The sequence below is a fragment of the Streptomyces sp. NBC_01546 genome, from assembly GCF_045208355.1.
In the GTDB taxonomy this organism is placed as follows: Bacteria; Actinomycetota; Actinomycetes; order Streptomycetales; family Streptomycetaceae; genus Streptomyces.
Window position 1 is genome coordinate 4,255,378 of sequence record NZ_CP109379.1, and the last position, 24,556, is coordinate 4,279,933.

Sequence of the window (24,556 nt, forward strand, 5' to 3'; positions counted from 1 at the left end):
CATGGCCATCGAGAAGATGTCTATCGCGAAGGCGCTCAACGAGTCGCTGCGCAAGGCCCTGGAGACGGACCCGAAGGTCCTGATCATGGGCGAGGACGTGGGCAAGCTGGGCGGTGTCTTCCGGATCACCGACGGGCTGCAGAAGGACTTCGGCGAGGAGCGGGTCATCGACACCCCGCTCGCCGAGTCGGGCATCGTCGGCACCGCCATCGGCCTCGCGCTGCGCGGCTACCGGCCGGTCGTCGAGATCCAGTTCGACGGGTTCGTCTTCCCGGCGTACGACCAGATCGTCACGCAGCTCGCGAAGATGCACGCGCGCGCCCTGGGCAAGATCAAGATGCCGGTCGTCGTGCGCATCCCGTACGCGGGCGGCATCGGCGCGGTCGAGCACCACAGCGAGTCCCCCGAGGCGCTCTTCGCGCACGTGCCGGGCCTCAAGGTGGTCTCCCCGTCCAACGCGAGCGACGCGTACTGGATGCTCCAGCAGGCGATCCTCAGCGACGACCCGGTGATCTTCTTCGAGCCGAAGCGCCGCTACTGGGACAAGGGCGAGGTGGACGTCGATGCCATCCCGTACCAGCTGCACAAGGCGCGCGTGGCGCGCGAGGGCTCCGACATCACCCTGGCCGCCTACGGTCCGATGGTGAAGGTCTGCCTGGAGGCGGCGGCCGCGGCCGCCGAGGAGGGCAAGTCGGTGGAGGTCGTCGACATGCGGTCGATGTCCCCGGTCGACTTCGACGGGATCCAGGCCTCGGTGGAGAAGACCCGCCGGCTCGTGGTCGTCCACGAGGCGCCGACCTTCCTCGGTATGGGCTCGGAGATCGCCGCTCGCATCACGGAGCGGTGCTTCTACCACCTGGAGGCGCCGGTCCTGCGCGTGGGCGGCTTCCACGCCCCGTACCCGCCGGCCCGCCTGGAGGACGAGTACCTGCCGGGCCTGGACAGGGTGCTCGACGCCGTCGACCGCTCGCTGGCGTACTGAGGAGCCACGTTCATGACCATCCGCGAATTCAAGATGCCCGACGTGGGCGAGGGCCTCACCGAGGCCGAGATCCTCAAGTGGTACGTCCAGCCGGGTGACACGGTCACCGACGGTCAGGTCGTCTGCGAGGTCGAGACGGCCAAGGCCGCCGTGGAACTGCCGATCCCCTTCGACGGTGTCGTGCACGCGCTCCTCTTCGAGGAGGGCACCACGGTCGACGTCGGCCAGGTGATCATCTCGGTGCAGACGGAGGGCGGCGAGCCCGCCGCCGTCGAGACGGCCGAAGCCCCGGTCCAGGAGGCGGCCCCGGCCGTCGCCCCCGCCGTGGCCGAGGCCGAGCCTGCCCCCGCGGCGCGCCAGCCCGTCCTGGTGGGCTACGGAGTCTCCACCGCCTCCACGAAGCGCCGCCCGCGCAAGGCTCCGGCGCCCGCCGTGGCCGCGCAGAACGGCACGGCGGCTCCCGTGGCCGCGGCGGCCCGCGGCTCCGGCTCCGGCCGCCCCGGTGCTCCCCGCGGTCCCGGCCCAGCCGGCCGGTGAGCGGCCGCTGGCCAAGCCGCCGGTGCGCAAGCTCGCCAAGGACCTCGGCATCGACCTGGCCCTGGTGGTGCCCACCGGCGACGGCGGGGTCGTGACCCGGGAGGACGTCCACGCGGCGGCCGCCGCGGCGATCACCCCGCAGGCCGCGCCGGCCCCGGCCCCCGTGCAGGCTGCGGTGGCTCCGGCTGCGGTTCAGGCCCCGGCAGCCGAGGTGGCGTCGGCACGGGAGACCCGTATCCCGGTCAAGGGCGTCCGCAAGGTCACCGCCCAGGCCATGGTCGCCTCCGCCTTCACCGCGCCGCACGTCACCGAGTTCATCACGCTCGACGTGACCCGCACGATGAAGCTGGTCCAGGAGCTGAAGGACGACCCGGACCTGGCGGGGCTGCGGATCAACCCGCTGCTCCTCATCGCCAAGGCCGTCCTGGTGGCCATCCGCCGCAACCCGGACGTCAACGCGTCCTGGGACGAGGCGGCCCAGGAGATCGTGCTCAAGCACTACGTCAACCTGGGCATCGCGGCGGCCACCCCGCGCGGGCTGATCGTCCCGAACATCAAGGACGCGCACGCCAAGACGCTCGGCGAGCTGTCGACGGGTCTGTCCGAGCTGGTCGCCACGGCCCGCGAGGGCAAGACCTCCCCGGCGGACATGCAGAACGGCACCATCACCATCACCAACGTCGGCGTCTTCGGCGTCGACACCGGTACGCCGATCCTGAACCCGGGCGAGTCCGCGATCCTCGCGGTCGGAGCGATCAAGCTGCAGCCGTGGGTCCACAAGGGCAAGGTGAAGCCGCGTCAGGTCACCACCCTGGCCCTGTCGTTCGATCACCGTCTCATCGACGGCGAGCTCGGCTCCCGCTTCCTGGCCGACATCGCGGCGGTCCTGGAACACCCCCGCCGCCTGATCACCTGGGCGTGACGGGCGACGACGCACATCCCGAAGGCCGGCCCCGCGACACGGGGCCGGCCTTCGGCCGTTTCCGGTAGGCGGCAGGTACGCGGCAGGTACGGAAACCCCTGGCCAGCGCGGTCACCAAGTGTGATCATCGCCGGATGCGCTTTCGACCTGCCACCGCAGACCCGGCCGACCTGGACCGCGCCGTCGCCTATCCGGCCGACGGTCCCGTCCCCGCCCTGACCGCCGAGCGGATCCGTGAGGAGCTCGCCGGGAACCGGTTCCGCCCCGAGTGGATCTGGTTCGCCGAGGACGAGGACGGGGAGGTCCTGGCCCGCGCCCTGTGGTGGGGCCGCCCCGACAGCGAGCAGCCCATCGCGCTCGACTGCCTCCAGGTGCGGGCCTCGGTGGCCGACCCGGCCGCACTGGCCGCCGGGCTGCTCGCCGCCGGCCACGCCGCCTTCGGCGGGCTCCCGCTCTACAACCTCTCGCTGCCCCGCGATTGGCGGACCGACCCGGCGATGGCCGACGCGGTCGCCTGGCGGCAGAAGGCCGCGTACGAGAGCGGTCTGACCACCGAGATCGAGCGCCTGCGCTACGAGTGGACCCCAGCCGCCGGGAGCCCGGCCGAGCCCTCCGGGCGGCTGGTTTTCCGCGAGGGCACGGACGAGGAGTTCCTGGAGGCGTTCATGCGCCTGTCGGCCGGCAGCCTCGATCTGCACACGCAGACCGAGCTCCAGTCGATGGATGCGGAGCAACTGGCCCGCGACGACATCGAGTTCTACCGGGACTGCCCCGGCGAGCGCTCGTGGTGGCGCCTCGCCGAACTCCCCGACGGCACCCTCGCGGGCCTGGCCGTCCCCTCCGCGACCCCGTACCACCGCAACGTCGGCTACCTGGGCGTCGTACCGGAGCAGCGCGGCCAGGGCCTGATCGACGAGATCCTGGCCGAGATCACCCGCTTCCACGCGGCCGAGGGCGCGGAGCGCATCACCGCGACCACCGACACCGTGAACGCCCCGATGGCGGCCGCCTTCGACCGGGCCGGCTACGAGGTGACGGAGATCCGCCTCGTCCTGGAGGGCCCGGCACGGTGACGGGGCGGACCCGGTAGCCTCCCGGCGTGCCGATAGCCGAGTTGCAGGTGTACTCCGTCGAGGAGGCCGACGTCACGGGCGGCGTGTGCGTGGTCCGCTGCGTCGGCGGGGTGGCGCGGGCGGGCCAGGTCTACGCGGTGGGGGAGCTACGGCTCGGGCTGCGCCGCATCGAGCGGTACGGGCGCACCGTCGGCTTCTTCGACGCCGGGCACGTCGCGAAGGTCCATCTCACCGGCGCGGTGGTCGCGTTGCTCAGCCGGGGGCAGGTGCTGACCGCGGTGCCGCCGGACGGGCACTCGCTGGAGGAGCTGGAGGAGTGGCTGGCCACCGGCCCGCCGCTGGGCGACGAACCCCACCCGCGGACGCTGCGCACCCTGGCGGTGGGGTGGATGCGGGACGACCAGGTGCCGGACGGGATCCGGCTCCGCTGGGGCCGGGTGGCGCTCGCCGCGACCGACCGCTGCGCGGAGGCCGAGGGCACGGACGGTCTGGCCCGGGGGGCCGAACTGGCCGCCGTACGGGGCTACCTGATCCGGGAGTTCGGCCCGGAACGCGGCGGCGATCCGGCGGCCCTGTGCCGGGAGCTGCTCGCGCTGATCGACCTGACCCCGCAGGAGGCGGCGGCGCGGGGCCGGATCTGGCGGGACCTCCCGCCCGAGGACATCCTGCACCTGCGCCGTATCAAGATGCTGATCGCCTGGATGACCCTCGTGCGCCCCCACCTCCCGGACGCCGACCCGCTCGCGGAGGCGGTCGACGCGTGGTCGGCGGCCCGCCCGCACCTGCCCTGACCGGGAGCCTGTCGTACCGCGCTGAGCTGGGGATACGCTCCCCTGCCAAGGGGTTCTCGCCCGCGGCGTCTTCGTACTGCCCAAGCGAGGCGCGCGGGATCCGGCCGATGTGGACCGGGTGATGGCCCTCTTCGACCGGACCCTGCGCCGGATCTGACAGCCCTGCCTCTAGCTCCCGGCCTTGGCGGCGTTGCCGAGGACCTTGGTCGGGGTGATGCGGACGACCACGCGGACGTTGTCGGCCGGGGCGTCCTGGTACTCCTTGCCGGCGCCCGGGCCGAGGTACTCCTCGGCGATGCGGACGGCGACCGCGCGGCCCGCGTCCTCGGCGACGGTGGCCGTGCCGCGGATCTCGGCGTAGAGGAAGGGATTGGCCAGGTCGAAGACGGTCAGGCCGACCCGCCCGTCGCGGACGATGTTGCGCTCCTTGCGACGGCCCTGCTCGGTGGAGATCAGCAGATCGGCGCCCTCGCGGGACACCCAGACCACGGAACTCTGCGGACTTCCGTCGGGGTTGATGGTCGACAGGACGGCGGGGTGCGGCGCGTCCAGCAGTCCGCGCACGGTCTCGTTCAGCTCAACAGTCATGCCTGAGAGGCTAAATGCCGTGACGGGGTGGCCGCCGGGAGTGCGCCGAGCCGGATGCGTCTTCGTCACGTCCAGGGGAGGTTGAGCCACGGGCTGCCGGGATCGGTCGTCAGCGCGCGGTGCGTGGCGACCATCTCCTCGTACCAGTGCCCGAACTCCTCCTCGTCGAAGTGCAGGCAGCGCCCGAGGACGAAGCCGGCGGACAGGTCCTCCCAGGAGCGGTAGGCGAGCTTGCAGGCCCGGCCGGCCCGTACGACGGCGTCCTCGGTCTCCTCGAGGCTGCCGAAACGGGCGCCGAGACCCCAGCGGGCCATCTGTGAGGCCCGGCCGTAGTCCCAGGCCTCGACGGACCGGACGTACTTCCCCTCGGCGAGCAGCCCATCGGCCCGGAAGCGCTGTTCGTAGCGGGCGATGCGGCCGATGACCCGCTGGATGCCCGCGATCTCGCCCTCGACCTCGGCGGCCGGGCGCGGCTCGGCCATGGTGACGCCGTCGGGGGTGATCCGGGGCTCGGCGGCCCGGTCGGCGTTCGCCCGGAGGATGGACGCGGTGGCGTGCCGCCAGTGCTCGATGTCCACGGGCCCGGCGAACTCCTTCTCGAGGGCGCGGCGGACGCGGAGGGCGAACTCCCATACGGAGCTGACCATGTCGGCGGTCAGCAGCTGCTCGGTGCTCTCCAGCCACTCCTCGCGGCTGGTGATGCCCCACCATTCCTTGAGCTTCCGTCGCTCGGCGCTGTAGCCGCGGCCGTGAAAGCCGATGGCGTTCCAGAACATGCCGTTGTTCACGGACAGGTGCGCTCCGCAGGCCAGCCCGAAGGCGACGGGCCCGTGCAGCGGCCCGCCGAGGTGCAGGGCGTGGACCTTGTGCCGCTCCAGGCCGGTGGAGCGCGGTTTCCGGCCGTGGTGGAAGGCCCATGTGGCGCGGTGGGCCGGGGTGGCGGGGAGGAAGACCTCGAAGGGGGTGCCGGGGTTGACGGCCAGGTACGCGGGCCCACCGGTGGCCGGGAAGGCGTCGACGAACCAGCCGAGGCACTCGCTCTCGAAAACCAGGTCGGGGGTCGGGACGGGCAGCATGCCGGCCGTGAAGGCGACGTAGGCCTCGGCGCCGACCTGGGGGAAGTAGGTGCGTTCACGCCGGATCAGGTCGGGATGCGCGTCCTGGTAGGCGCGGGACTGGGGGATGAAGAGTTCGGTGAGGGCGAGGACGTCGAAGAAGGCGCCCCAGTCGCCGCGTGCCCTGGTCTCGTGCAGCTCTCGTTCTATCGCGCTCGGAGCGGTCCAGTTCCCCATGCGGAAACCCTAGCCGGAGCCATCGATCGCCAGTTCGGCCCATACCCGAGCCTCCGACAGGTCCGCGACGCCCTGGACGGTTCCGGTAACGGAAACCGGCCCGGCGGCCGGCGAGCCCCCGTGTGCCTCCGCGCGACCGTGCGGACCCCCTTGACGGGGTTCGGGCGCGGGGAGACGCTCCCACGTCGGGGATCCGAACGGGTGCAGCTGGGGGGCCGCCATGCCGGAGGAATCTGTCCAGACAGCGGGGGAGTTGCGGGCACGGCTCGCGGCGCGCGGGGCGCGGTGGTCGGTCCTCGAGCACCTGGCCGACGAGGAGCCGGTGCCGCGGCCCTCGCTCGGTCTGGAGCCCGGGAGGAACCTGACCCCCGCCGAGGCGGTACGGTCCGCCGACCTGCGAGCACTCATCGGGCGCGAGAGCGGCAATCCGCACCTCACCCGGCGGCGGGCCGCCCACGGGCTGCTGCCCGGCACCCGGGCGGGTGTCCGGCCCGCGGCCGTCGACTGGCGCAGCCGCTGGGGCCGGTCCTGGATCACCAAGGTGAAGGACCAGAACCCGTGCGGTTCCTGCTGGGCCTTCGGCGCCGCCGGGCTGGTGGAGTCCATGGCCCGCATCGAGCACTGCGTGTGGGCGGAGCGCTCCGAGGGAGACGTGCACGACGGGCTGAGGTTTTCCTGCGGGCAGGGGTCGAACCCCGAGACCGCCCTGGACTGGATCAGGACCAACGGCGGGCTGGCCGACCCGGACTGCTGGCCGTACGGCACCCCGCCCGCCGGCCTGCCCGCCGCCCGGCGCGAGGCCTGGCGCGCCGAGTACACGCCCAGCTGGGACCGTTCGGGCCGGACCGTCCGGATCACCGACTACGTCCGCCTCGGCGACGTCGAGCAGCAGAAGGTCTGGCTGGACACCGTCGGCCCGCTGACCGCCTGCTTCGACGTGTACGACGACTTCTTCGCCCTCGGCGCCGGGGTCTACCACCGCACCGGCGACCGACTCGCGGGCGGCCACTGCGTGTTGATCGTCGGGTACGACGACGCGGCCGGCTGCTGGCTGTTCAAGAACTCCTGGGGCACGGGCTATCACGTCGGCGGCTACGGCCGGATCGCCTACGGCGAGGTGAACATCGACTACTGGGCCAAGTGCGGCCTGCGCGACACCAACATCGACCCGTGGAGCAAGCGCCGCCTGCACACCGGCAACGTCTACGAGAGCGGCAACGGCCGCGCCCACCGCAACTTCGAGCTGCTCGCGCGGGCCGGCGGGGGCCGTCTCCAGCACTGGTGGCGCGAGGGCGACGCCCCCTTCGGGTGGGCCCGCGCGGGCACCTTCGCGAACGACGCCTCGGGCCCGCCCGCCTTCACCGGCTCCACCTACAACCGGAACATGGAGTCCCTGCACGTGACCACCGGGGGCCGGCTGCGCCACTGGTACTACGAGCAGTCCGCCGGTGTGTGGCGCGACGGCGGCGCGTTCGGCCCGGGCGACGCGTCCGTCGGCTCGACCCCGGCGTTCATCCAGAGCGATTACGGCAAGCCAGGCAACTTCGAGGTGGTCGTGCGGACCGCGGACGGCCGCCTGAACCACTGGTGGCGGATCAACGGCGCCCCCTGGACCTGGAACGACGGCGGCTGTTTCGCCTCCGGCATCGCCCACTACGGCCCCGCCCTCGTCCAGACCCGCTCCCGCCGCCTCGACCTCGTCGCGGCCCGCGCCGACGGCCGGATGCAGCTGTGGTGGCGCGACGACGGATGCGGCTTCGTCTGGCGGGCCGGGGAGGTCTTCGGCGAGGGGGCGGCCTCCGCGCCCTGCCTGATCGAGGGGCAGTACGGGGCGGTGGACGAGGACACCGCCGGGAACTACGAGCTGTGCGTGGCCGTCGCCGGCGGGCGCGTCGAGCACTGGTGGCGCGGCAACGCGAGCGGCTCGGACTGGAGCCGCAGCGCGGTCTTCGGGCACGACGTCCGGGCGGTCACCGGGATGCTCCAGGGCAGTTTCGGGTTCAACCTGGAGGTGATCGTCCTGCGCACCGACCGCCTGCTCCAGCACTACTGGAGGGACGGTGCCGGCTGGCACGAAGGGCCGGTGATCGGCCCCGGCTGAGAGGACCGAGGCGCGTGGAGGTACGGAGCGTCGTGCTGAGCCCCGGTGAGCCGTACGAGCTGCGGCTGACCGGGCGCGGGGCGCGCGGGTACGTGTGGACCTGGCAGATCACCGGCGACGCGGACGTGGTGGCGGTGTCGGAGGCGCCGACGGCCTCCGAGGAGGAGCTCCCGGCTCCGGGGGCGGCGGTGGAGCGGACGTATGTCGTACGGGGCCGTCCCCCGGGCGGCGGCCGGGCCCGGATCCGGTTCGCGCAGATCCGGCCGCCCTACCCGGACGAGGCCCCGTACGACGAGTTCGTCCTGGACGTGGAGGTCACCTGAGCACCCACCGCTGTACGGATTCCAGCGGGCCCCGGTCGAAGCGGCGCAGCCACAGCCACGACCCGGCGGACAGGGCGAGCCCGACGGCCGCCCACAGGCCCATCACCCACCAGGGGCCGGTCCCGGCGAGCCGGCCGGCGAGGCCCAGTCCGAAGCCGTAGCAGAGCAGCATGCACAGCAGGTTCTGGGTGACGTAGCAGGTCAGGGCGGTGCGGCCGACCGAGCCGAGGGCGGTGGTGACGGGCCGCGGGATCCACAGCCGGTCCAGGGCGACGCCGATCAGGCCGATGTAGCCGATGGCGACGAGCGGCGCGATCCCGTAGCGGCCCAGGACGAAGAAGGCGTCGCCGCCGAGGGTGGTCGCGGCGTTCAGGGGCAGTCCGAGGCCGAGGCCCCAGACCGCCATCCGGGCCCGCAGGCGCCGGCCCGCGCCGGTGGGGCCGAAGGCCCCCGCGCGGTGCAGCCGGACGCCGAGGAGGAAGAGGAACACCAGCAGGCCGAAGGAGAAGACGGGCTCGATGCGCAGCGCGAGGAAGTGCTCCAGCCGGAAGGCGATCTGGGCGCCGTAGCCTCCTTGCGCGTACAGCTCGACGGCGGCCGCCTCCGGCGCCTTCGGCGTGCCGTCGCCGGGCCGGGCGACGGCCGCCAGGGTCACCAGGGAGACCAGGGTCAGGTGCACGGAGGCGGCCGCCCACATCGCGCGCCGGCGGACCTTCTCGGAGCGGGCGAGCAGCCAGGCGACGAGGAGGGCGGTGACGGCGTACCCCATCAGCACGTCCCATGCGAAGACGAGGACGAAGTGGACGGTGCCCTCGGCGAAGAGGAAGGCGGCGCGCCGCGGGTAGCGGCCCGGCCACGGCTCGCCGCGGCGGGCGGCGGAGTCGTACTGGATGGCCAGGCCCACCCCGAACAGGACCGTCAGCAGCGCCAGGAACTTGCCGTCCGCGAGGAAGCGGAAGACGCTCTCGGCGATTGTCGCGGCGGAGGGGTCGGCGAGAGGGTCGGGGGAGGAGAACCCGCCCTGGAGCACGCTCCACTCCGAGCCGGGGGAGGCGAAGATCCAGACGTTGGTCATGAGCGTGCCGAGGATGGCGGCGCCGCGCAGTACGTCGAGGAGGGGGAGCCGGGCGGTCGTCGGGTTCACCGGGACGGTGGTCAGGGTGTCGGTGTCGGCCATGACTTCAGCGTCCCGGCGCGCGGGGCTCCGTACCTCGTGCGGGTGGACGAAAGCGCGGTACATCCTTCGATGCAGTCTTGGATACTGAGACGTGACACGGCTGTACACAACATGTATCTATGCTGTGCCCATGTCAGCACCCGCACCCGCCGCCGACCGTGTCTACCGGCACATCAAGCAGGGCGTTCTCGACCGCCGGTACGAAGGCGGCACGCTCCTCACCGAGGGCGAGGTCGCCGAGGCCGTGGGCGTCTCCCGCACGCCGGTGCGCGAGGCCTTGCTGCGCCTGGAGACCGAGGGGCTGATCCGGCTCTACCCCAAGAAGGGCGCGCTGGTCCTGGCCGTGTCGGCGCAGGAGATCGCGGATGTCGTCGAAACCCGGCTGCTGGTCGAGGAGTTCACCGTACGGCGGGCCGTTCCGGCCCCGGCCGCGCTGCTCGGGCGGCTGGAGGAACTGCTGCGCGCGCAGGAGCGGCACGCGGACAGCGGGGACCTGGCGGCTTTCGCCGTCGAGGACCGCTGCTTCCACGCCGAGATCGTCCGGCACGCCGGCAACCAGATCCTCTCCCGGCTCTACGACCAACTGCGCGACCGGCAGCTGCGGATGGGCGTCGCGGTGATGCACGCCCATCCGGACCGGGTCGCGCAGAACCTCGTCGAACACCGCGAGATCCTGACGGCGCTGCGGGCGGGCGACGCGGACCGCGCGGCGGCGTGCGTACGGGCGCACCTGGGCCGGGTCGGATCCCTGATGCGCGGGGACGCCCGGTGAGCGCCCTCGATCCTCCGGGCGGGCGGAAGGCCGTCGCCGTCTGGTCCATCGGCGTCGCCGTCTACTTCGTGGCGGTGATCTTCCGTACCAGCCTGGGCGTGGCCGGACTCGACGCCGCCGACCGCTTCCACGTCAACGCCTCGGCGCTGGCGACCTTCTCGCTGCTCCAGCTCCTGGTGTACGCGGGGATGCAGATACCGGTGGGGCTGATGGTGGACCGGCTCGGCACCAAGAAGGTGCTGACGCTCGGAGCCGTCCTCTTCACCACCGGACAGCTCGCCTTCGCGCTGTCCCCCTCGTACGAGATGGCGCTGGCCGCCCGGGCCCTGCTGGGCTGCGGCGACGCCATGACCTTCATCTCGGTGCTGCGGCTCGGCACCCGGTGGTTCCCGTCCCGGCGCGGGCCGCTGATGGCGCAGCTGGCGGGGCTGGTCGGGATGGCGGGCAACCTCGTCTCCACGCTGGTGCTGGCGCCCGTCCTGCACGGGGTCGGCTGGGTGCCGGCCTTCGCGGGGAGCGCGGCGGCGGGGCTGGTGGTCCTGGTCCCGCTGGTGCTGTTCCTGCGCGACCATCCGGAGGGACACGCTGCGGGGGACGCGGCGCCGCCGGTCGCGCGGGGCGCCGGCGGGGGCTTCGTCCGCCGCCAGATCCGCGAGTCCTGGAGCGAACCGGGCACCCGGCTCGGTCTGTGGGTGCACTTCACCACGCAGTTCCCGGCGATGGTCTTCCTGCTGCTGTGGGGCATGCCGTTCCTGGTCGAGGCGCAGGGCCTGTCCCGGACCACCGCGGGCGGCCTGCTCACGCTGGTGGTCGCCTCCAACATGACGCTGGGCCTCGTCTACGGCCAGATCGTCGGCCGCCGCCAGTCCTCGCGGATACCCCTCGCCCTGGGCACGGTGGGCCTGACGGCCCTGCTCTGGGCGGCGGTCCTCGTCTACCCGGGCGACCGGGCCCCGATGTGGCTGCTGATCACCCTGTGCCTGGTGCTGGGGTCCTGCGGACCGGCGTCGATGATCGGCTTCGACTTCGCCCGCCCGGCCAACCCGGCGGACCGCCAGGGCACGGCCTCCGGGATCACGAACATGGGCGGCTTCATCGCCTCGATGACCACCCTGCTGGCGGTGGGTATCCTCCTGGACGCCACCGGCGACAACTACCGCATCGCGTTCTCGACGGTGCTCGTCCTGGAGGCGCTCGGCGTCACGCAGATCCTCCGGCTGCGCGGCCGGGCCCTGTCCCGCGAGGCCGCCGGAGGCCGTGCCGTGGTCCCCGCGCCGCGGGCCCCGCAACCGGAGCAGGCCGCTCGTGAGTGTCCCCTTCCGGAGACGTCGGGGCGCGGGCCACAGTAGGGGGATCTGCCGGAATGTGGACCAGAGCGTCCGCCGCCACCGTGCCGGTGGCGGACCGATTCGAGTGGTTCAACGAACTCGTCGCCTCCGCCCTGATCCCGACGGCCATCAAGAGCGAGGAGTCCGCCGACTTCCGGGCCGAGGCGGCGATGCTGGACCTCGGCGTCACCCAGGTGTCCACCTTCGCGCACTCGCCCCTGAGCTCGCGCCGCACGCCCGCCCTGATCCGGCGCGGGGACCCGGAGCAGTACCAGCTGGCGCTGATCACCGGGGGCCGGTGGTGGATGTCCCATAGCGGCGGCGACGAGGAGTTCGGCGTCGGCGACATGATCCTCTGGGACACCTCGCGTCCCCAGGAGACCGTCGCCCACCCCGGGGACGGCCCGAGCCGGTCGGTCATCCTCCATCTGCCGAAGGACGTCCTGCCCCTGCGGTCGGGCCGGGTCGACCGGCTGCTCGGCCGGCGCATCGCCTCGGACAGCGGCATGGCGGCCGTCCTGGCCGGGTTCATCGCCTCGCTCCGCGAGCACGGCTCCGCATGCGAGCCGCAGGAGCTGCGCCGACTGGGCTCGGTGGCCGTCGATCTGGCCGCCGCCTGCCTGGCCCACCGCCTCGACGCCTACGGGGAACTCCCCGCCGAGGCCCGCGCGCGGGCCCTGCGCGAACGGATCGACGCCTTCATCGAGCACAACCTCGGGGACCCGGCGCTCACCCCGGGCCTGATCGCCGCCGCGCACGGCATCTCCGTACGGAGCCTGCACATGCTCTTCGGCGAGGAGGGGGAGAGCGTCTCGGCCGCCGTCCGGCGCCGTCGCCTGGAGCGCGCCCGCGCCGATCTGGCCCGCCCGGAGCTGGCCGGCCGGCCCGTCCACGACATCGCGGCCCGCTGGTGCTTCACCAGCGCCCCGGCCTTCAGCCGCGCCTTCCGCGCGGCCTACGGGCTCAGTCCCACCGAGTTCCGCAGCGCGGCCGCGCTCAAGGCCGGAACACCGCGCTGAAACCTGCGCCCCGGGCGGGGCGGACCCCCGTCCCACCCCGCCCGAACGTGCGCAGCGAGGTCGAGACTAGGGAAGGGCGACCACCGGGTGTGTGCCGTGCGCGCAGAGTTTGTTGATCTTGCGCGCAGGCACAGGCCGGCGATTACGGCGTCACGGCGAACGCCGCCAGGATGGCCTCGGCCAGCTGCGCGTCGCCCTCGATCTTCACCCGGTCCGCGACGGTGTGCGCGCGGACCCGGCCCGCGGCGAGGCGGACGTACGTCTCCCAGTCCAGCGTGAGCGTCACGGCCGGCCCCAGCGACGGGGCCTTGTCGACCGTCCCCCGCCCCTCGGCGTCGACCCGTACCGTCCGCATGAACTCCAGCGCACCGTGCACGTCGATCACCACGGCCGAGTTCGCCGGGGCGCCCGCCCGCTTCGCGACCACCTTCGGCAGCCCGGAGAGCAGGATGTCCCGGGCCACGTACGCACCCGGTGAGTCCCAGTTGCCCGGCACGCCCAGCGCCGCCCGCAGGTCCTGCTCGTGGATCCAGACGTCGAACGCCCGCAGCCGCAGCGCCTGCTCCAGCGTCACCTGGTCGCCCAGCGGGCCCCGCACCATCGTGGCCGGATCCCGCTTCTCGTTCCGCAGCTGCCGCGACCGCCGGATGACGGTGTACTCGAGCTCCGAGGTCATCTCCGGCGCGGTGTGGTGCCGCCGTACGTCGACCTGCACCTCCATGTACCGGCTGAACTCGTCCACCACGTGCCGCAGGTCCCGGGCCACGGTGTGGATCGGCCGCGGGTCTCCGAGCTGCTCGCATTCGATCCCGATGATGTGCGAGACGACGTCACGGACCGACCAGCCGGGGCACGGCGTCGCCCGGTTCCACTCGCCCTCCGTCAGCGGGAGGACCAGCTCGGATATTGCCTCGATGGAGTGCGTCCACGCGTCGGCATAGGGCTGAAGGCTGGGATGGACGGTCAACGGGACCCCTCGCGGTGCTGTTCAGTGGCGCGTTCTGGAAGCTCTGGACATCAGACTCGGTTTCCAAAACTACGCTGCCGGTGAGCACCCCGGCAGTGCTTTCGTGTGACGATCGTAGGCCCGAGTTGAAGGCTGGAATGCCAGGACGGTGGTAATGTGCGCGCCTCGCTGATTCAAATCGCGGTGAACGAGGGCGAGTCGGTTGATTCCCGGCGTGCCCGCGCGGCCGAACTCGTACGGGAGCAGGCAGGCTCCGACCTCGTCGTGCTGCCCGAACTGTGGACGGTCGGGGCGTTCGCGTACGAGCAGTTCGAGACCGAGGCGGAGCCGCTGGACGGCCCGACCTACGCGGCCATGTCCGAGGCCGCCCGCGACGCCGGGGTCTGGCTGCACGCGGGCTCGGTCGTGGAGCGGGCGGGCGACGGCTCGCTCTACAACACCACCCTCGTGCTCTCCCCGGAGGGCGAGCTGGCCGCCACCTACCGCAAGATCCACCGGTTCGGCTTCGACCAGGGCGAAGCGGTGCTCATGGCGGCGGGCGACTCCCTGACCACGGTGGAGCTGCCGGAACAGACCCTCGGCATCGCCACCTGCTACGACCTGCGCTTCCCCGAACTGTTCCGCGGCCTGGTCGACGCCGGGGCCACCACGATGGTCGTCGCCGCCGGATGGCCCGCGCGGCGCCGGTCGCACTGGACCCTGCTCAGCCGGGCGCGGGCGGTCGAGGACCAGTCGTACGTCCTGGCGTGCGGGCTGGCCGGCACCCACGCGGGCGTCGAACAGGCCGGGCACAGCCTGGTGGTGGACCCCTGGGGCGAGGTCGTGGCCGAGGCGGGACCCGGCGAGGACGTCCTCACGGTCGACCTCGACCCGGACAAGGTCACCGACACCCGCGCCCAGTTCCCGGCCCTCAAGGACCGCATGCTGGGGATCCGGACCCCGGCCGCCCGGTGACCGGGGACGCGGCGCCGGACCACGGCCTGCGGCGGCGCGAGCCCGCCGACCTCGACGCGTGCGCCGGGGTGCTCGCCGCCGTCCACGCGCACGACGGCTACCCGGTGAACTGGCCCGACCGTCCCGCGCAGTGGCTCGACCCGCCCTCCCTGCTCGCCGCCTGGGTGGCGGCATCCGGCGGCCGCGTGACCGGCCACGTCGGCCTGTCCCGCAGCGGAGCGGGAGACGCGGCGCCGGCCCTGTGGAGCCGCCGCGCGGGTGTCCCCGTCGACCGCACCGCGGTGATCAGCCGGCTGTTCGTCTCGCCCGGGGCCCGCGGCCGGGGAACCGGCGCCCTGCTGCTGGAGCGGGCCGCGCGGGACGCGCGCGAACGCTCGCTGCATCCCGTGCTCGACGTCCTGGCCTCCGACACGGCGGCGGCAGCCCTCTACGAAAGCCTGGGCTGGAGCCGCCTGGCCACCGTGGAGCAGCGGTGGAGCCCGGAGCAGACGGTGCGCGTGCACTGCTACGCGGCGCCGGCCTGACGATCTCACCCGCACCCCGGTCCTCCTCCTCGTCCCCGGGCCGGCAGCACTGATCCGTGGCCGCGATAGGTTGCCGTCATGCCCCTGCTCTACGTGACCGACCTGGCGTACCCGGCGCGCGGCCGCCGCTACGGCGACGAGGACACATTCCTCACCGCCCGGCTGCGCGAGCACTTCCCGCTGGCCCTGTGCCATCCGCGCGACGCGGAACGCCTGCTGCCCGGCTTCGACGCCGTGGTCGTCCGCAACAGCGGTCCGGTCCTGCACTACCAGGAGGCCTACGACTCCTTCCGGGCCGCCGCGTTCGCCTCCGGCACCCCGGTCTACAACCCGCTCACGGGCCGCGGCGACATGGCGGGCAAGCAGTACCTGCTCGACCTCACGGCCGCCGGGTACCCGGTCATCCCGACCGTCGACGACCCGGCCCGGCTGTCGGAACTGCCCCAGGTGCCGCAGTACGCGGTCAAGCCCAAGCAGGGCGCGGACTCCATCGGGCTCACCTTCACCGCCACCCCCACGGGCCCGGCCGGCGAGGTCCTCATCCAGCCCCGCATCGACTTCGCGTACGAGGTGTCCTTCTACTTCGTCGACGACGCCTTCCAGTACGCGCTCCACGCCCCGGACCCGGACCGCCGCTGGGAGCTGGTGACCTACGAACCCACCGACGCGGACCTGGCGTTCGCCCGCACCTTCATCGAGTGGAACACCCTCTCCCACGGCATCCAGCGGGTGGACGCCTGCCGCGCGCCCTCGGGCGAACTGCTCCTGGTCGAGCTGGAGGACCTGAACCCGTACCTCTCCCTGGACCTCGTCCCGCCCGCGGTCCAGGACGCCTTCATCACATCACTCACGGGATCTCTCCACTCCTTCCTCACCTGATGTCAGACCCGGGTGCGAGGCTCTGTTCATGGACAAGCAGACCTTCTGGAAGCTGATCGACACGGCGCGCGCGGAGGCGGCGCAGGACCTGGTGGCGGAGCGTGCGGCGGTGTTGCTCGCACGCCTCCCGGAGGCGGAGATAGCCGCGGCCCAGCAGGTGCTGTGGGATCTGCTCGCGGAGTCCTACCGCAATCCCCTCTGGGCCGCGGCCTACGTGATCAACGGCGGCTGCTCGGACGACGGCTTCGACTACTTCCGGGGCTGGCTGCTCACCCAGGGGCAGGAGGCCTTCGAGGCGGCCCTGGCCGACCCGGACTCCCTGGCGTCCCACCCCGCGGTGCGCGAGGCCGCCCGGGAGGGCCTGGAACTGTCCGACGAGGAGGCCCTCTCCATCGCCTGGACCGCCTACGAGACCGCCACGGGCCGGGAACTCCCGGCGGACTCCTTCACGATCAGCTACCCGGCGCTGGACCCGTCCTGGGACTTCGACTTCGACGACACCGAGGAGACCACGGCCCGCCTCCCCCGGCTGAGCGCCCTCTTCGACTAGGCCGGGCTCCTTCGTACGGGCGTGACCGGGCGTTCATGCGCGGATGGCAAGCTTGAAGCATGAACGATGCCGCCCCGGCGCACACCCCCGCGCCCGCGCCCCGACGTGCCCGTGTCCGTGCCCCCGAGCTGATCGGCGAGGGGGGCTGGCTGAACACCGGTGGGAAGCCGTACACCCTCGCTGACCTGCGAGGGCGGATTGTGATCCTGGATTTCTGGACCTTCTGCTGCATCAACTGCCTGCACGTCCTCGACGAGCTGCGCGAGCTGGAGGAGAAGCACCGCGACACCGTCGTGATCATCGGGGTGCACTCGCCGAAGTTCGTGCACGAGGCCGAGCACGCCGCCGTCGTCGATGCCGTCGAGCGGTACGAGGTGCACCACCCGGTGCTGGACGATCCGGAGCTCGCGACCTGGAAGCAGTACGCCGTGCGGGCCTGGCCCACGCTCGTGGTGATCGACCCCGAGGGGTACATCGTCGCGCAGCACGCCGGTGAGGGGCACGCGCACGCCATTGAACGGCTCGTCGAGCAGCTGGAGGCCGAGCACGAGGCCAAGGGGACGCTGCGGCGCGGCGACGGGCCGTACGTGGCGCCCGAGCCGGTGGCGAGCGATCTGCGGTTCCCCGGGAAGGCGCTGGTGCTGCCCAGCGGGAACCTCCTGGTGTCGGACTCGACGCGGCACCAGCTCGTGGAGCTGGCCGCCGACGCGGAGAGCGTCGTACGGCGCATCGGGAGCGGCGAGCGCGGGTTCAGCGCCGAGAGCTTCAGCGAGCCGCAGGGGCTGGCGCTGCTGCCCGACGGGAGCGTCGTCGTCGCCGACACCGTCAACCACGCGCTGCGCCGCTTCGACCCGGCCACCGGGTCCGTCGAGACCGTCGCCGGCACCGGCCGGCAGTGGTGGCAGGGCTCGCCCACCTCGGGGCCCGCGCTCGAGGTGGACCTGTCCTCGCCGTGGGACGTGGCTTGGTGGCAGGACAAGGTCTGGATCGCCATGGCCGGTGTCCACCAGCTGTGGACCTGGGACCCGCAGACGGGCACCGTCCAGGTCGCGGCGGGCACGACCAACGAGGGCCTGCACGACGGGCCGGCCGACGAGGCCTGGTTCGCCCAGCCCTCCGGGCTCGCGGCGGCCGGGGACCGGCTCTGGATCGCCGACTCCGAGACCAGCGCGCTGAGGTACGTCCACCCCACCGATGCCGGCTACGCCGTCACGACCGCCGTCGGCACCGGGCTGTTCGACTTCGGGCACCGGGACGGGGACGCCGGCCAGGCCTTGCTCCAGCACCCGCTCGGGGTCACCGCGCTGCCCGACGGCTCGGTCGCGGTGTGCGACACCTACAACCACGCGCTGCGCCGGTACGACCCCGCCACCGGCGAGGTCTCGACGCTCGCCACCGACCTGCGCGAGCCCAGCGACGCCGTGCTGTGCGGTGCGGACATCGTGGTCGTCGAGTCCGCCCGGCACCGGCTGACCCGGCTGCGGCTTCCGGAGGACGCGGTACGGGTGGACGCGGTCGCCCACCGGACGCAGCGCGCCGCCACCGAGGTGGCGCCCGGCACGCTCCGCCTCGACGTGGTGTTCCAGGCTCCGAGCGGGCAGAAGCTCGACACCCGCTACGGGCCGTCCACCCGGCTGCTGGTCTCCTCGACCCCGCCCGAGCTGCTCGCGACGGGCGAGGGCGCCGGGACCGACCTGTTCCGGGAGCTCGCGCTGAACCCGGAGGTCACCGAGGGCGTGCTGCACGTCTCCGCGATGGCGGCGTCCTGCGACGACGACCCGTCCAACGAGTACCCGGCCTGCCACGTCCACCAGCAGGACTGGGGCGTGCCCGTCCGCGTCACCGCCGACGGCGCCTCCCGCCTGCCCCTCGTCCTCGCCGGGATGGACGACGAGGGGTGACGTCCCGCCTTTGACGTCCCGCCTCTGACGACCGGCCTTCCTGGGGGCTCAGCCCTCCAGGAAGGCCACCAGGGCGTTGGCGAGGAGGTACGGGTCGTCCGCGCCGCACAGTTCGCGGGCGCTGTGCATCGACAGGATCGCGACGCCGATGTCGACGGTCTGGATGCCGTGGCGGGCGGCGGTGATCGGGCCGATCGTCGTGCCGCACGGCATCGAGTTGTTGGAGACGAAGGTCTGCCACGGCACCCCGGCCCGCTCGCACGCGCTCGCGAACACCGCGCGCCCGCTGCCGTCCGTCGCGTACCGCTGGTTGACGTTGACCTTCAGGATCGGACCGCCGTTGGCCCGGGGGTGGTGCGAAGGGTCGTGGCGCTCCGCGTAGTTGGGGTGCACGGCGTGGCCGGTGTCCGAGGACAGACAGATGGTTCCCGCGAAGGCTCTCGCGCGGTCCTCGTACGAGCCGCCGCGCGAGAAGACTGAACGTTCCAGCACGTTGCCCAGCAGCGGTCCGTCCGCGCCGGTGTCCGACTGCGAGCCGTTCTCCTCGTGGTCGAAGGCGGCCAGCACCGGGATGTGCTCCAGCTTTCCGGCGCTGGACGCCGCGGACGCGGCCGCCAGCGCCGCGATTCCCGCGTGCACCGACAGCAGGTTGTCCATCCGGGGACCGGCGAGCAGTTCGCGGTCGCGGCCGAGGTAGGCGGGCGGCTCGATCGAGTGGACCATCAGGTCCCAGCCGGCCACCGAGCCCTGTTCCAGGCCCTCTTCCTCCTCGAGGAACGCGATCAGGTCGCCCTCCTGCACATCGCCCAGGCCCCAGATCGGCTGCATGTGCCGCTGCTTGTCGAGCTTGAGGCCGTCGGTGTTCACCGACCGGTCCAGGTGCACGGCCAGTTGGGGCACGCGCAGCAGCGCGCGGTCCACGTTCACCAGGCGCTCGCTGCCGTCGCGCAGGGACAGCCGCCCGGCCAGGCCCAGGTCGCGGTCGAGCCAGGTGTTGAGCAGGGTCCCGCCGTAGATCTCGACGGCGATCTGCCGCCAGCCCTGGGAGCCGGTGTCCGGCAGGGGCTTGACCCGCAGGTTGGGGGAGTCCGTGTGCGCGCCGATGATCCGGAAGGGAGTGTGGGCGCTCGCGCCCTCGGGGACGAACCAGGCGATGAGCGCGCCGCCGCGGAGCACGAACTTGCCCCCGGTACTCGCATCCCAGGCGTCCGTTTCCGACAACTGCCTGAAGCCTGCCTTTTCCAGCCGCTCGGCCGCGTTGGCCACGGCGTGGTACGGCGACGGACTGGCCGTCAGGAAGGTCATCAGATCGTCGGTGTGGCCGCGGTCGAAGCGGGCGGGAGAGCTCATGTGGTTCACCTTAACGACGGTCGTGTTCGCCATGGCCGGACTGCGGCTGATAGCCGAGAGGTCGGGGACCGCGAGGTGTGTGATCTGCGGTCCCGTCAATTCTCAGCCCGGCGGACGCTCGAATCGGCGGTGCAGCTGTCTGCGCTCGCCCCGGCGGATGCGCGGGAGCATCTCCGGGGTCTGCGCGGAGCGCTGCGCGCGCCTTTTGCGTCCGGCGCAGAAGATACAGCCCTCACCTGGGGGTGCGTCGGGGTCGATGGGCGCCCCTGGGTGCTCGGAGCAGCCGGAGGCGTTGCGCGGCCGCGACAGCTCGCGGGCGACGATGAAGGCGCGGTGGAGGTCGTCGGCGATCCGGACGAAGTCCTCCGCGGGCGAGGACAGGCCGAGGTGGAAGCGCTGGTCCTCGACGGTGCGCAGGTACGAGCGCAGCGTCTCGAGGCTGTACGGGCCCTCCGGCACGGGGTAGCCGAGGCGCCGCTGCTCCGCGGCGGGCGCGGGACCGGCGGGCCGGCCGCCCTGCAGCCGCCGCCCGAGCCGGCGCCGGTCGTTGCAGATGAGGCAGCGGCCCCAGCCGTCGGGGGCCTCGGGGTCGAGGGCGCCGTTGGGGTGCTCCGGGCAGCCGGTGTAGCTCTTGGCGGGGGCCAGCCCGGCGGCGGTCTGGAAGGCGACGTACAGCGCGTCGGCGATCCCGTCGTACTCGGCGGGGTGCGCGCCGTCGTACAGCTCCCGGAGGTGGTCGCCGAGGCTTCCCAGGCTCGCCTGCAGCTCCTTGAGGGCGTACGGCCGCCCGGTCGGGACGGAGTACCCCCTGCTGTGCTGCTCCTGTGGACTCATACGTATGAGCGTCCCATGAACGACTGACAACGGAAGAACGCGCAGGTAAGCGAGTGGCCGGGCCCCCGTGGAGGGGGACCCGGCCGCTGGGCGCGAAGCTCGCTTAGAAGGCGGCCTCGTCGAGCTCCATCAGGGAGTTGTCGACGGACTCGGCGAGCGAGCGGGCGACCGAGACGCCGGGCAGGACCTGCGACGCGAAGAACTTCGCGGCGGCGATCTTGCCGGTGTAGAACGGCACGTCCTTGGCGGAGGCGGTGGCGAGCTTCTCGGCGGCCACGGCCGCACCCTTGAGCAGCAGGTATCCGACGACGACGTCGCCGGAGGCCATCAGCAGGCGGGTGGTGTTCTGGCCCACCTTGTAGATGTTCTTGACGTCCTCGCCGGTGGCGGTGAGGTCGACGATCATCTGGCCGACGATGGCCTCGAGGTCCACGGCGGCCTTGGCGAGCGCGTCGCGGGCGCCGGCCAGCTCCTCGCCGCCGACGGCCTCGGCCAGGAACTTCTTGATCGTCTCGGAGAGGATGTTCAGGGAGGCGCCCTGGTCGCGGACGATCTTCCGGAAGAAGAAGTCCTGGCCCTGGATCGCCGTGGTGCCCTCGTAGAGGGTGTCGATCTTGGCGTCCCGGATGTACTGCTCGATCGGGTATTCCTGCAGGTAGCCGGAACCGCCGAAGGTCTGCAGCGACTGGGCGAGCTGCTCGTAGGACTTCTCCGAGCCGTAGCCCTTCACGATCGGCAGGAGCAGGTCGTTCAGACCGATCTCGGCAGCGGCGTCCTCGCCCGCGGCCTGCTTCAGCTGGATCGCGTCCTGGACGGAGGCGGTGTACAGCACCAGGGCGCGCATGCCCTCGGCGTACGCCTTCTGCGTCATGAGCGAGCGGCGCACGTCGGGGTGGTGCGTGATGGTGACCTTGGGCGCCGTCTTGTCCATGAAGTTGGCCAGGTCCGGACCCTGCACGCGCTCCTTGGCGTACTCCAGCGCGTTGAGGTAGCCGGTGGAGAGGGTGGCGATGGCCTTCGTGCCGACCATCATCCGGGCGAACTCGATGATCATGAACATCTGGCGGATGCCGTCGTGCTTGTCACCGATCAGCCAGCCCTTGGCGGGGTGCTGGTCGCCGAAGGTCATCTCGCACGTGTTGGAGGCCTTGAGGCCCATCTTGTGCTCGACGTTCGTGGCGTAGACGCCGTTGCGCTCGCCCAGCTCGCCGGTCTCCCAGTCGAAGTGGAACTTCGGGACGAGGAAGAGCGACAGGCCCTTGGTGCCCGGGCCGTGGCCCTCGGGGCGGGCGAGGACGTAGTGGAGGATGTTCTCCTCCATGTCGTGCTCACCGGACGTGATGAAGCGCTTCACGCCCTCGATGTGCCAGGAGCCGTCGGCCTGCTGGATCGCCTTGGTGCGGCCGGCGCCCACGTCCGAGCCGGCGTCCGGCTCGGTGAGGACCATGGTGGAGCCCCAGCGCTTCTCGACGGCGATCTCGGCGACCTTCTTCTGCGCCTCGTTGCCCTCTTCGAAGAGGATGCCGGCGAACGCCGGGCCGGAGGAGTACATCCAGATGGCCGGGTTCGAGCCGAGCAGCAGCTCCGCGTACGCCCAGATGAGTGAACGGGGCGAGGTGGTGCCGCCGATCTCCTCGGGCAGGCCCAGGCGCCAGTACTCGGAGTCCATGAAGGCTTCGTAGCTCTTCTTGAAGGAGGCCGGGACCGGCGCGGTGTTGGTGGCCGGGTCGAAGACCGGCGGGTTGCGGTCGGCGTCCTCGAAGGAGGCGGCCAGCTCGTTCTCCGCGAGGCGGGTGAGCTCGGACAGGACGCTCTTGGCGGTCTCGGTGTCCATCTCCTCGAACGGACCGGTGCCGTACAGCTTGTCGCGGCCGAGCACCTCGAAGAGGTTGAACTCGATGTCGCGGAGATTCGACTTGTAGTGCCCCATGGCGACGGCTCCGTTAAGGCTCGGGAAGACAGGTTCCTCGTACATACCAATCGGTAACCTCATGATGCTACCCACCGGTAATAAGACGCAACCCTTGGCGGGCAACTGTGACCAGGGTCAAGCGTGGCGCGATTGCGTCTCTGGGGGCCGGGGCCGGTCGGTAGGCTTCGCTCCATGTACGGCTACGACCAGAACGTGAGCGCAGGGCAGCAGTACGCCGCCCCGCAGCAGATGGGCGGCGGGTACGGCGAGCAGCCGCTCTACCCCGAGCCCTCGCCGCCGTCGCTCGCCGACGCGGTACGGGCCTTCACCACCGGATCGCTGTCGGCGGAGGACTTCCAGCAGATCTTCGCCACCTCGAAGGTCTACTGCCCGCGCGGCGAGACCCCGGGCTTCCTGGCGCTGCACAACACCCAGCAGCCGGTCATCCCGATGTTCACCACGCTCAAGGAGCTGCGCCGGTACGCCGGCAAGGAGTCCAAGTACTTCGTGATCACCGGTGCGGAGGTGATCGACCTGCTGCCCACCGGGTACGGATTCGTCCTCGACATGGAGGGTGACCACCGGATGGTCTTCGACGCGAAGGCGGTCGAGCAGATGGTCGACTTCGCGATGCGCCGCATGTATGGCTGACCGCCCTTGCTGCGCAGGCGGCTGACCTGCGCTTTCTCGTCCACGGCCCCCGGGGGAATGTCCCCGGGGGCCGCTCTGTTCTGTGGGGTGTGGCAGAAAGTTCGAGTTTCAACTAAACTCGACGCAGAAGGAGGTCCTGACCATGCCCGCAGTGACTGTTGAGAACCCGTTGACGCTTCCGCGAGTGGCCGAGCCGCAGGCGGTCGTCCCGCGCAAGGTGCTGGCCGTCACCACCGCTCCCGGTGGGTTCGAGGGTGAGGGATTCCCGGTGCGCCGCGCGTTCGCGGGGATCAACTACCAGTACCTCGACCCGTTCATCATGATGGACCAGATGGGCGAGGTGGAGTACGCCCCGGGCGAGCCCAAGGGCACCCCGTGGCACCCGCACCGCGGCTTCGAGACCGTCACCTACCTGATCGACGGAACCTTCGTCCACCAGGACAGCAACGGCGGCGGCGGAGTCATCAACGGCGGTGACACGCAGTGGATGACCGCCGGTTCGGGCCTGCTGCACATCGAGGCCCCGCCGGAGTCCCTCGTGGTCAGCGGCGGCCTCTTCCACGGCCTCCAGCTGTGGGTCAACCTGCCGGCCTCCGACAAGATGATGCCCCCGCGCTACCAGGACATCGGCGGCGGCCAGGTCCAGCTGCTGACCACCCCGGACGGCGGCGCCCTGCTCCGCGTGATCGCCGGCGAGCTGGACGGTCACGACGGCCCGGGCATCACCCACACCCCCATCACGATGATCCACGCGACCGTCACCCCGGGCGCGCAGATCACCCTGCCGTGGCGCGAGGACTTCAACGCCCTGGCGTACGTACTGGCCGGGCGCGGCTCGGTCGGCGAGGACCGCCGGCCGGTCCACACCGGGCAGACGGCGGTCTTCGGCGAGGGCGGCTCGCTCACGGTGCGGGCGGACGAGTCCCAGGACTCCAACGCTCCGGATCTGGAGATCGTGCTCCTCGGCGGACGTCCGATCCGCGAGCCGATGGCGCACTACGGGCCGTTCGTCATGAACAGCAAGCACGAGCTCCAGCAGGCCTTCGACGACTTCCAGGCGGGGCGGCTGGGCACCATCCCGACCACCGCCCGGGAGCGGACCAAGTCGGCGGACCAGCACTCCTAGGAC

The 24,556-nt window shown here is 72.0% G+C and carries 22 protein-coding genes and 1 pseudogene; 16 read left to right on the plus strand and 7 right to left on the minus strand.

Annotation, left to right across the window (positions count from 1 at the left end):
- Window position 1 precedes the first annotated feature (1 nt).
- The 4 genes and pseudogenes from OHA89_RS19465 to OHA89_RS19480 all read left to right on the plus strand — a co-directional run bounded on the left by OHA89_RS19465 (window position 2) and on the right by OHA89_RS19480 (window position 4,305).
- Window positions 2–982 (plus strand): alpha-ketoacid dehydrogenase subunit beta, encoded by a 981-nt coding sequence (locus tag OHA89_RS19465; RefSeq protein ID WP_266608959.1) that lies wholly within the window; start codon window positions 2–4, stop codon window positions 980–982.
- Between the two features lie 12 nt (window positions 983–994).
- A pseudogene (locus tag OHA89_RS19470) lies at window positions 995–2,441 on the plus strand (dihydrolipoamide acetyltransferase family protein).
- A gap of 134 nt (window positions 2,442–2,575) precedes the next feature.
- Complete coding sequence (locus OHA89_RS19475; RefSeq protein ID WP_266608961.1) at window positions 2,576–3,514, plus strand: GNAT family N-acetyltransferase; 939 nt, start codon at window positions 2,576–2,578, stop codon at window positions 3,512–3,514.
- Window positions 3,515–3,540: 26 nt separating this feature from the next.
- Complete coding sequence (locus OHA89_RS19480; protein ID WP_266608962.1) at window positions 3,541–4,305, plus strand: hypothetical protein; 765 nt, start codon at window positions 3,541–3,543, stop codon at window positions 4,303–4,305.
- A gap of 168 nt (window positions 4,306–4,473) precedes the next feature.
- Here the strand turns inward: OHA89_RS19480 and OHA89_RS19485 are convergent, their stop codons facing one another.
- On the minus strand, window positions 4,474–4,893 hold the full coding sequence (locus tag OHA89_RS19485; RefSeq protein WP_257555460.1) for a PPOX class F420-dependent oxidoreductase: 420 nt from the start codon (window positions 4,891–4,893) through the stop codon (window positions 4,474–4,476).
- A gap of 65 nt (window positions 4,894–4,958) precedes the next feature.
- Window positions 4,959–6,185 carry a DUF1266 domain-containing protein gene (locus OHA89_RS19490; protein WP_266608964.1) on the minus strand — a complete coding sequence of 409 codons (1,227 nt, stop codon included), beginning with the start codon at window positions 6,183–6,185 and terminating at the stop codon, window positions 4,959–4,961.
- A gap of 220 nt (window positions 6,186–6,405) precedes the next feature.
- On the opposite strand from OHA89_RS19490, the gene OHA89_RS19495 reads away from it, so the two are divergent.
- On the plus strand, window positions 6,406–8,286 hold the full coding sequence (locus tag OHA89_RS19495) for a C1 family peptidase (RefSeq protein ID WP_266608965.1): 1,881 nt from the start codon (window positions 6,406–6,408) through the stop codon (window positions 8,284–8,286).
- Window positions 8,287–8,300: 14 nt separating this feature from the next.
- The gene (locus OHA89_RS19500) at window positions 8,301–8,609 is read left to right on the plus strand and encodes a protease inhibitor I42 family protein (protein ID WP_215146073.1); all 309 of its coding nucleotides are present in this window, start codon (window positions 8,301–8,303) and stop codon (window positions 8,607–8,609) included.
- Here OHA89_RS19500 and OHA89_RS19505 read toward each other — a convergent pair.
- Entirely contained in the window at window positions 8,602–9,786 is a 1,185-nt protein-coding gene (locus OHA89_RS19505) for a DUF418 domain-containing protein (RefSeq protein WP_406366713.1), read from the minus strand. The genes OHA89_RS19500 and OHA89_RS19505 overlap by 8 nt on opposite strands.
- 130 nt (window positions 9,787–9,916) lie before the next feature.
- Between OHA89_RS19505 and OHA89_RS19510 the strand changes: the two genes are divergently transcribed.
- Genes OHA89_RS19510 through OHA89_RS19520 form a run of 3 tightly spaced genes read left to right on the plus strand, consistent with a single transcriptional unit; the run spans window position 9,917 to window position 12,905 of the window.
- The gene (locus tag OHA89_RS19510) at window positions 9,917–10,558 is read left to right on the plus strand and encodes a GntR family transcriptional regulator (RefSeq protein WP_215146077.1); all 642 of its coding nucleotides are present in this window, start codon (window positions 9,917–9,919) and stop codon (window positions 10,556–10,558) included.
- Window positions 10,555–11,907 (plus strand): nitrate/nitrite transporter, encoded by a 1,353-nt coding sequence (locus OHA89_RS19515; protein WP_406366715.1) that lies wholly within the window; start codon window positions 10,555–10,557, stop codon window positions 11,905–11,907. The genes OHA89_RS19510 and OHA89_RS19515 overlap by 4 nt, the downstream gene beginning before the upstream one ends.
- Window positions 11,908–11,921: 14 nt before the next feature.
- Entirely contained in the window at window positions 11,922–12,905 is a 984-nt protein-coding gene (locus OHA89_RS19520; protein ID WP_266608969.1) for a helix-turn-helix domain-containing protein, read from the plus strand.
- A 142-nt stretch (window positions 12,906–13,047) separates the two neighbouring features.
- Here the strand turns inward: OHA89_RS19520 and OHA89_RS19525 are convergent, their stop codons facing one another.
- Complete coding sequence (locus OHA89_RS19525) at window positions 13,048–13,872, minus strand: maleylpyruvate isomerase family mycothiol-dependent enzyme (protein WP_257555468.1); 825 nt, start codon at window positions 13,870–13,872, stop codon at window positions 13,048–13,050.
- 156 nt (window positions 13,873–14,028) lie between these two features.
- Here OHA89_RS19525 and OHA89_RS19530 point away from each other — a divergent pair, with 156 nt between their 5' ends.
- The 5 genes from OHA89_RS19530 (at window position 14,029) to OHA89_RS19550 (ending at window position 18,680) form a co-directional block, all read left to right on the plus strand.
- Window positions 14,029–14,826: a carbon-nitrogen family hydrolase gene (locus tag OHA89_RS19530; protein ID WP_406366716.1), complete on the plus strand. Its 798-nt coding sequence runs from the start codon at window positions 14,029–14,031 to the stop codon at window positions 14,824–14,826.
- Window positions 14,823–15,350, plus strand: coding sequence for a GNAT family N-acetyltransferase (locus tag OHA89_RS19535; protein ID WP_406366717.1), 528 nt, complete (start codon window positions 14,823–14,825; stop codon window positions 15,348–15,350). The genes OHA89_RS19530 and OHA89_RS19535 overlap by 4 nt, the downstream gene beginning before the upstream one ends.
- A 78-nt stretch (window positions 15,351–15,428) precedes the next feature.
- A complete protein-coding gene (locus OHA89_RS19540) occupies window positions 15,429–16,229 on the plus strand; it encodes a hypothetical protein (RefSeq protein ID WP_406366718.1) in 801 nt (266 codons plus the stop codon).
- A gap of 28 nt (window positions 16,230–16,257) precedes the next feature.
- A complete protein-coding gene (locus OHA89_RS19545) occupies window positions 16,258–16,779 on the plus strand; it encodes a DUF4240 domain-containing protein (protein ID WP_257555472.1) in 522 nt (173 codons plus the stop codon).
- A 59-nt stretch (window positions 16,780–16,838) separates the two neighbouring features.
- Window positions 16,839–18,680 (plus strand): NHL domain-containing thioredoxin family protein, encoded by a 1,842-nt coding sequence (locus tag OHA89_RS19550; RefSeq protein WP_266608976.1) that lies wholly within the window; start codon window positions 16,839–16,841, stop codon window positions 18,678–18,680.
- A 48-nt stretch (window positions 18,681–18,728) separates the two neighbouring features.
- On the opposite strand, the gene OHA89_RS19555 is transcribed toward OHA89_RS19550, so the two are convergent.
- From OHA89_RS19555 to OHA89_RS19565, 3 genes are all read right to left on the minus strand, one after another.
- Entirely contained in the window at window positions 18,729–20,030 is a 1,302-nt protein-coding gene (locus OHA89_RS19555) for a M18 family aminopeptidase (protein WP_215146090.1), read from the minus strand.
- Between the two features lie 102 nt (window positions 20,031–20,132).
- The gene (locus tag OHA89_RS19560; protein ID WP_215146092.1) at window positions 20,133–20,864 is read right to left on the minus strand and encodes a hypothetical protein; all 732 of its coding nucleotides are present in this window, start codon (window positions 20,862–20,864) and stop codon (window positions 20,133–20,135) included.
- A 103-nt stretch (window positions 20,865–20,967) separates the two neighbouring features.
- The gene (locus OHA89_RS19565) at window positions 20,968–22,794 is read right to left on the minus strand and encodes an acyl-CoA dehydrogenase (RefSeq protein ID WP_215146149.1); all 1,827 of its coding nucleotides are present in this window, start codon (window positions 22,792–22,794) and stop codon (window positions 20,968–20,970) included.
- 174 nt (window positions 22,795–22,968) lie between these two features.
- Here OHA89_RS19565 and OHA89_RS19570 point away from each other — a divergent pair, with 174 nt between their 5' ends.
- Together OHA89_RS19570 and OHA89_RS19575 are read left to right on the plus strand one after the other, a co-directional pair.
- Window positions 22,969–23,427: an SseB family protein gene (locus tag OHA89_RS19570; RefSeq protein WP_215146094.1), complete on the plus strand. Its 459-nt coding sequence runs from the start codon at window positions 22,969–22,971 to the stop codon at window positions 23,425–23,427.
- Between the two features lie 142 nt (window positions 23,428–23,569).
- On the plus strand, window positions 23,570–24,553 hold the full coding sequence (locus tag OHA89_RS19575) for a pirin family protein (protein WP_215146096.1): 984 nt from the start codon (window positions 23,570–23,572) through the stop codon (window positions 24,551–24,553).
- The last annotated feature ends 3 nt before the right edge of the window (window positions 24,554–24,556 follow it).

Excerpts from the sequence above, each read along its gene's own strand:
- OHA89_RS19465 (WP_266608959.1), top strand. The coding sequence starts at position 2 with ATGGCCATCGAGAAGATGTCTATCGCGAAGGCGCTCAACGAGTCGCTG.
- OHA89_RS19475 (WP_266608961.1), top strand. The coding sequence starts at position 2,576 with ATGCGCTTTCGACCTGCCACCGCAGACCCGGCCGACCTGGACCGCGCC.
- OHA89_RS19485 (WP_257555460.1), bottom strand. The coding sequence starts at position 4,893 with ATGACTGTTGAGCTGAACGAGACCGTGCGCGGACTGCTGGACGCGCCG.
- OHA89_RS19490 (WP_266608964.1), bottom strand. The coding sequence starts at position 6,185 with ATGGGGAACTGGACCGCTCCGAGCGCGATAGAACGAGAGCTGCACGAG.
- OHA89_RS19495 (WP_266608965.1), top strand. The coding sequence starts at position 6,406 with ATGCCGGAGGAATCTGTCCAGACAGCGGGGGAGTTGCGGGCACGGCTC.
- OHA89_RS19505 (WP_406366713.1), bottom strand. The coding sequence starts at position 9,786 with ATGGCCGACACCGACACCCTGACCACCGTCCCGGTGAACCCGACGACC.
- OHA89_RS19510 (WP_215146077.1), top strand. The coding sequence starts at position 9,917 with ATGTCAGCACCCGCACCCGCCGCCGACCGTGTCTACCGGCACATCAAG.
- OHA89_RS19520 (WP_266608969.1), top strand. The coding sequence starts at position 11,922 with ATGTGGACCAGAGCGTCCGCCGCCACCGTGCCGGTGGCGGACCGATTC.
- OHA89_RS19540 (WP_406366718.1), top strand. The coding sequence starts at position 15,429 with ATGCCCCTGCTCTACGTGACCGACCTGGCGTACCCGGCGCGCGGCCGC.
- OHA89_RS19545 (WP_257555472.1), top strand. The coding sequence starts at position 16,258 with ATGGACAAGCAGACCTTCTGGAAGCTGATCGACACGGCGCGCGCGGAG.
- OHA89_RS19550 (WP_266608976.1), top strand. The coding sequence starts at position 16,839 with ATGAACGATGCCGCCCCGGCGCACACCCCCGCGCCCGCGCCCCGACGT.
- OHA89_RS19555 (WP_215146090.1), bottom strand. The coding sequence starts at position 20,030 with ATGAGCTCTCCCGCCCGCTTCGACCGCGGCCACACCGACGATCTGATG.
- OHA89_RS19560 (WP_215146092.1), bottom strand. The coding sequence starts at position 20,864 with ATGAGTCCACAGGAGCAGCACAGCAGGGGGTACTCCGTCCCGACCGGG.
- OHA89_RS19565 (WP_215146149.1), bottom strand. The coding sequence starts at position 22,794 with ATGGGGCACTACAAGTCGAATCTCCGCGACATCGAGTTCAACCTCTTC.
- OHA89_RS19570 (WP_215146094.1), top strand. The coding sequence starts at position 22,969 with ATGTACGGCTACGACCAGAACGTGAGCGCAGGGCAGCAGTACGCCGCC.
- OHA89_RS19575 (WP_215146096.1), top strand. The coding sequence starts at position 23,570 with ATGCCCGCAGTGACTGTTGAGAACCCGTTGACGCTTCCGCGAGTGGCC.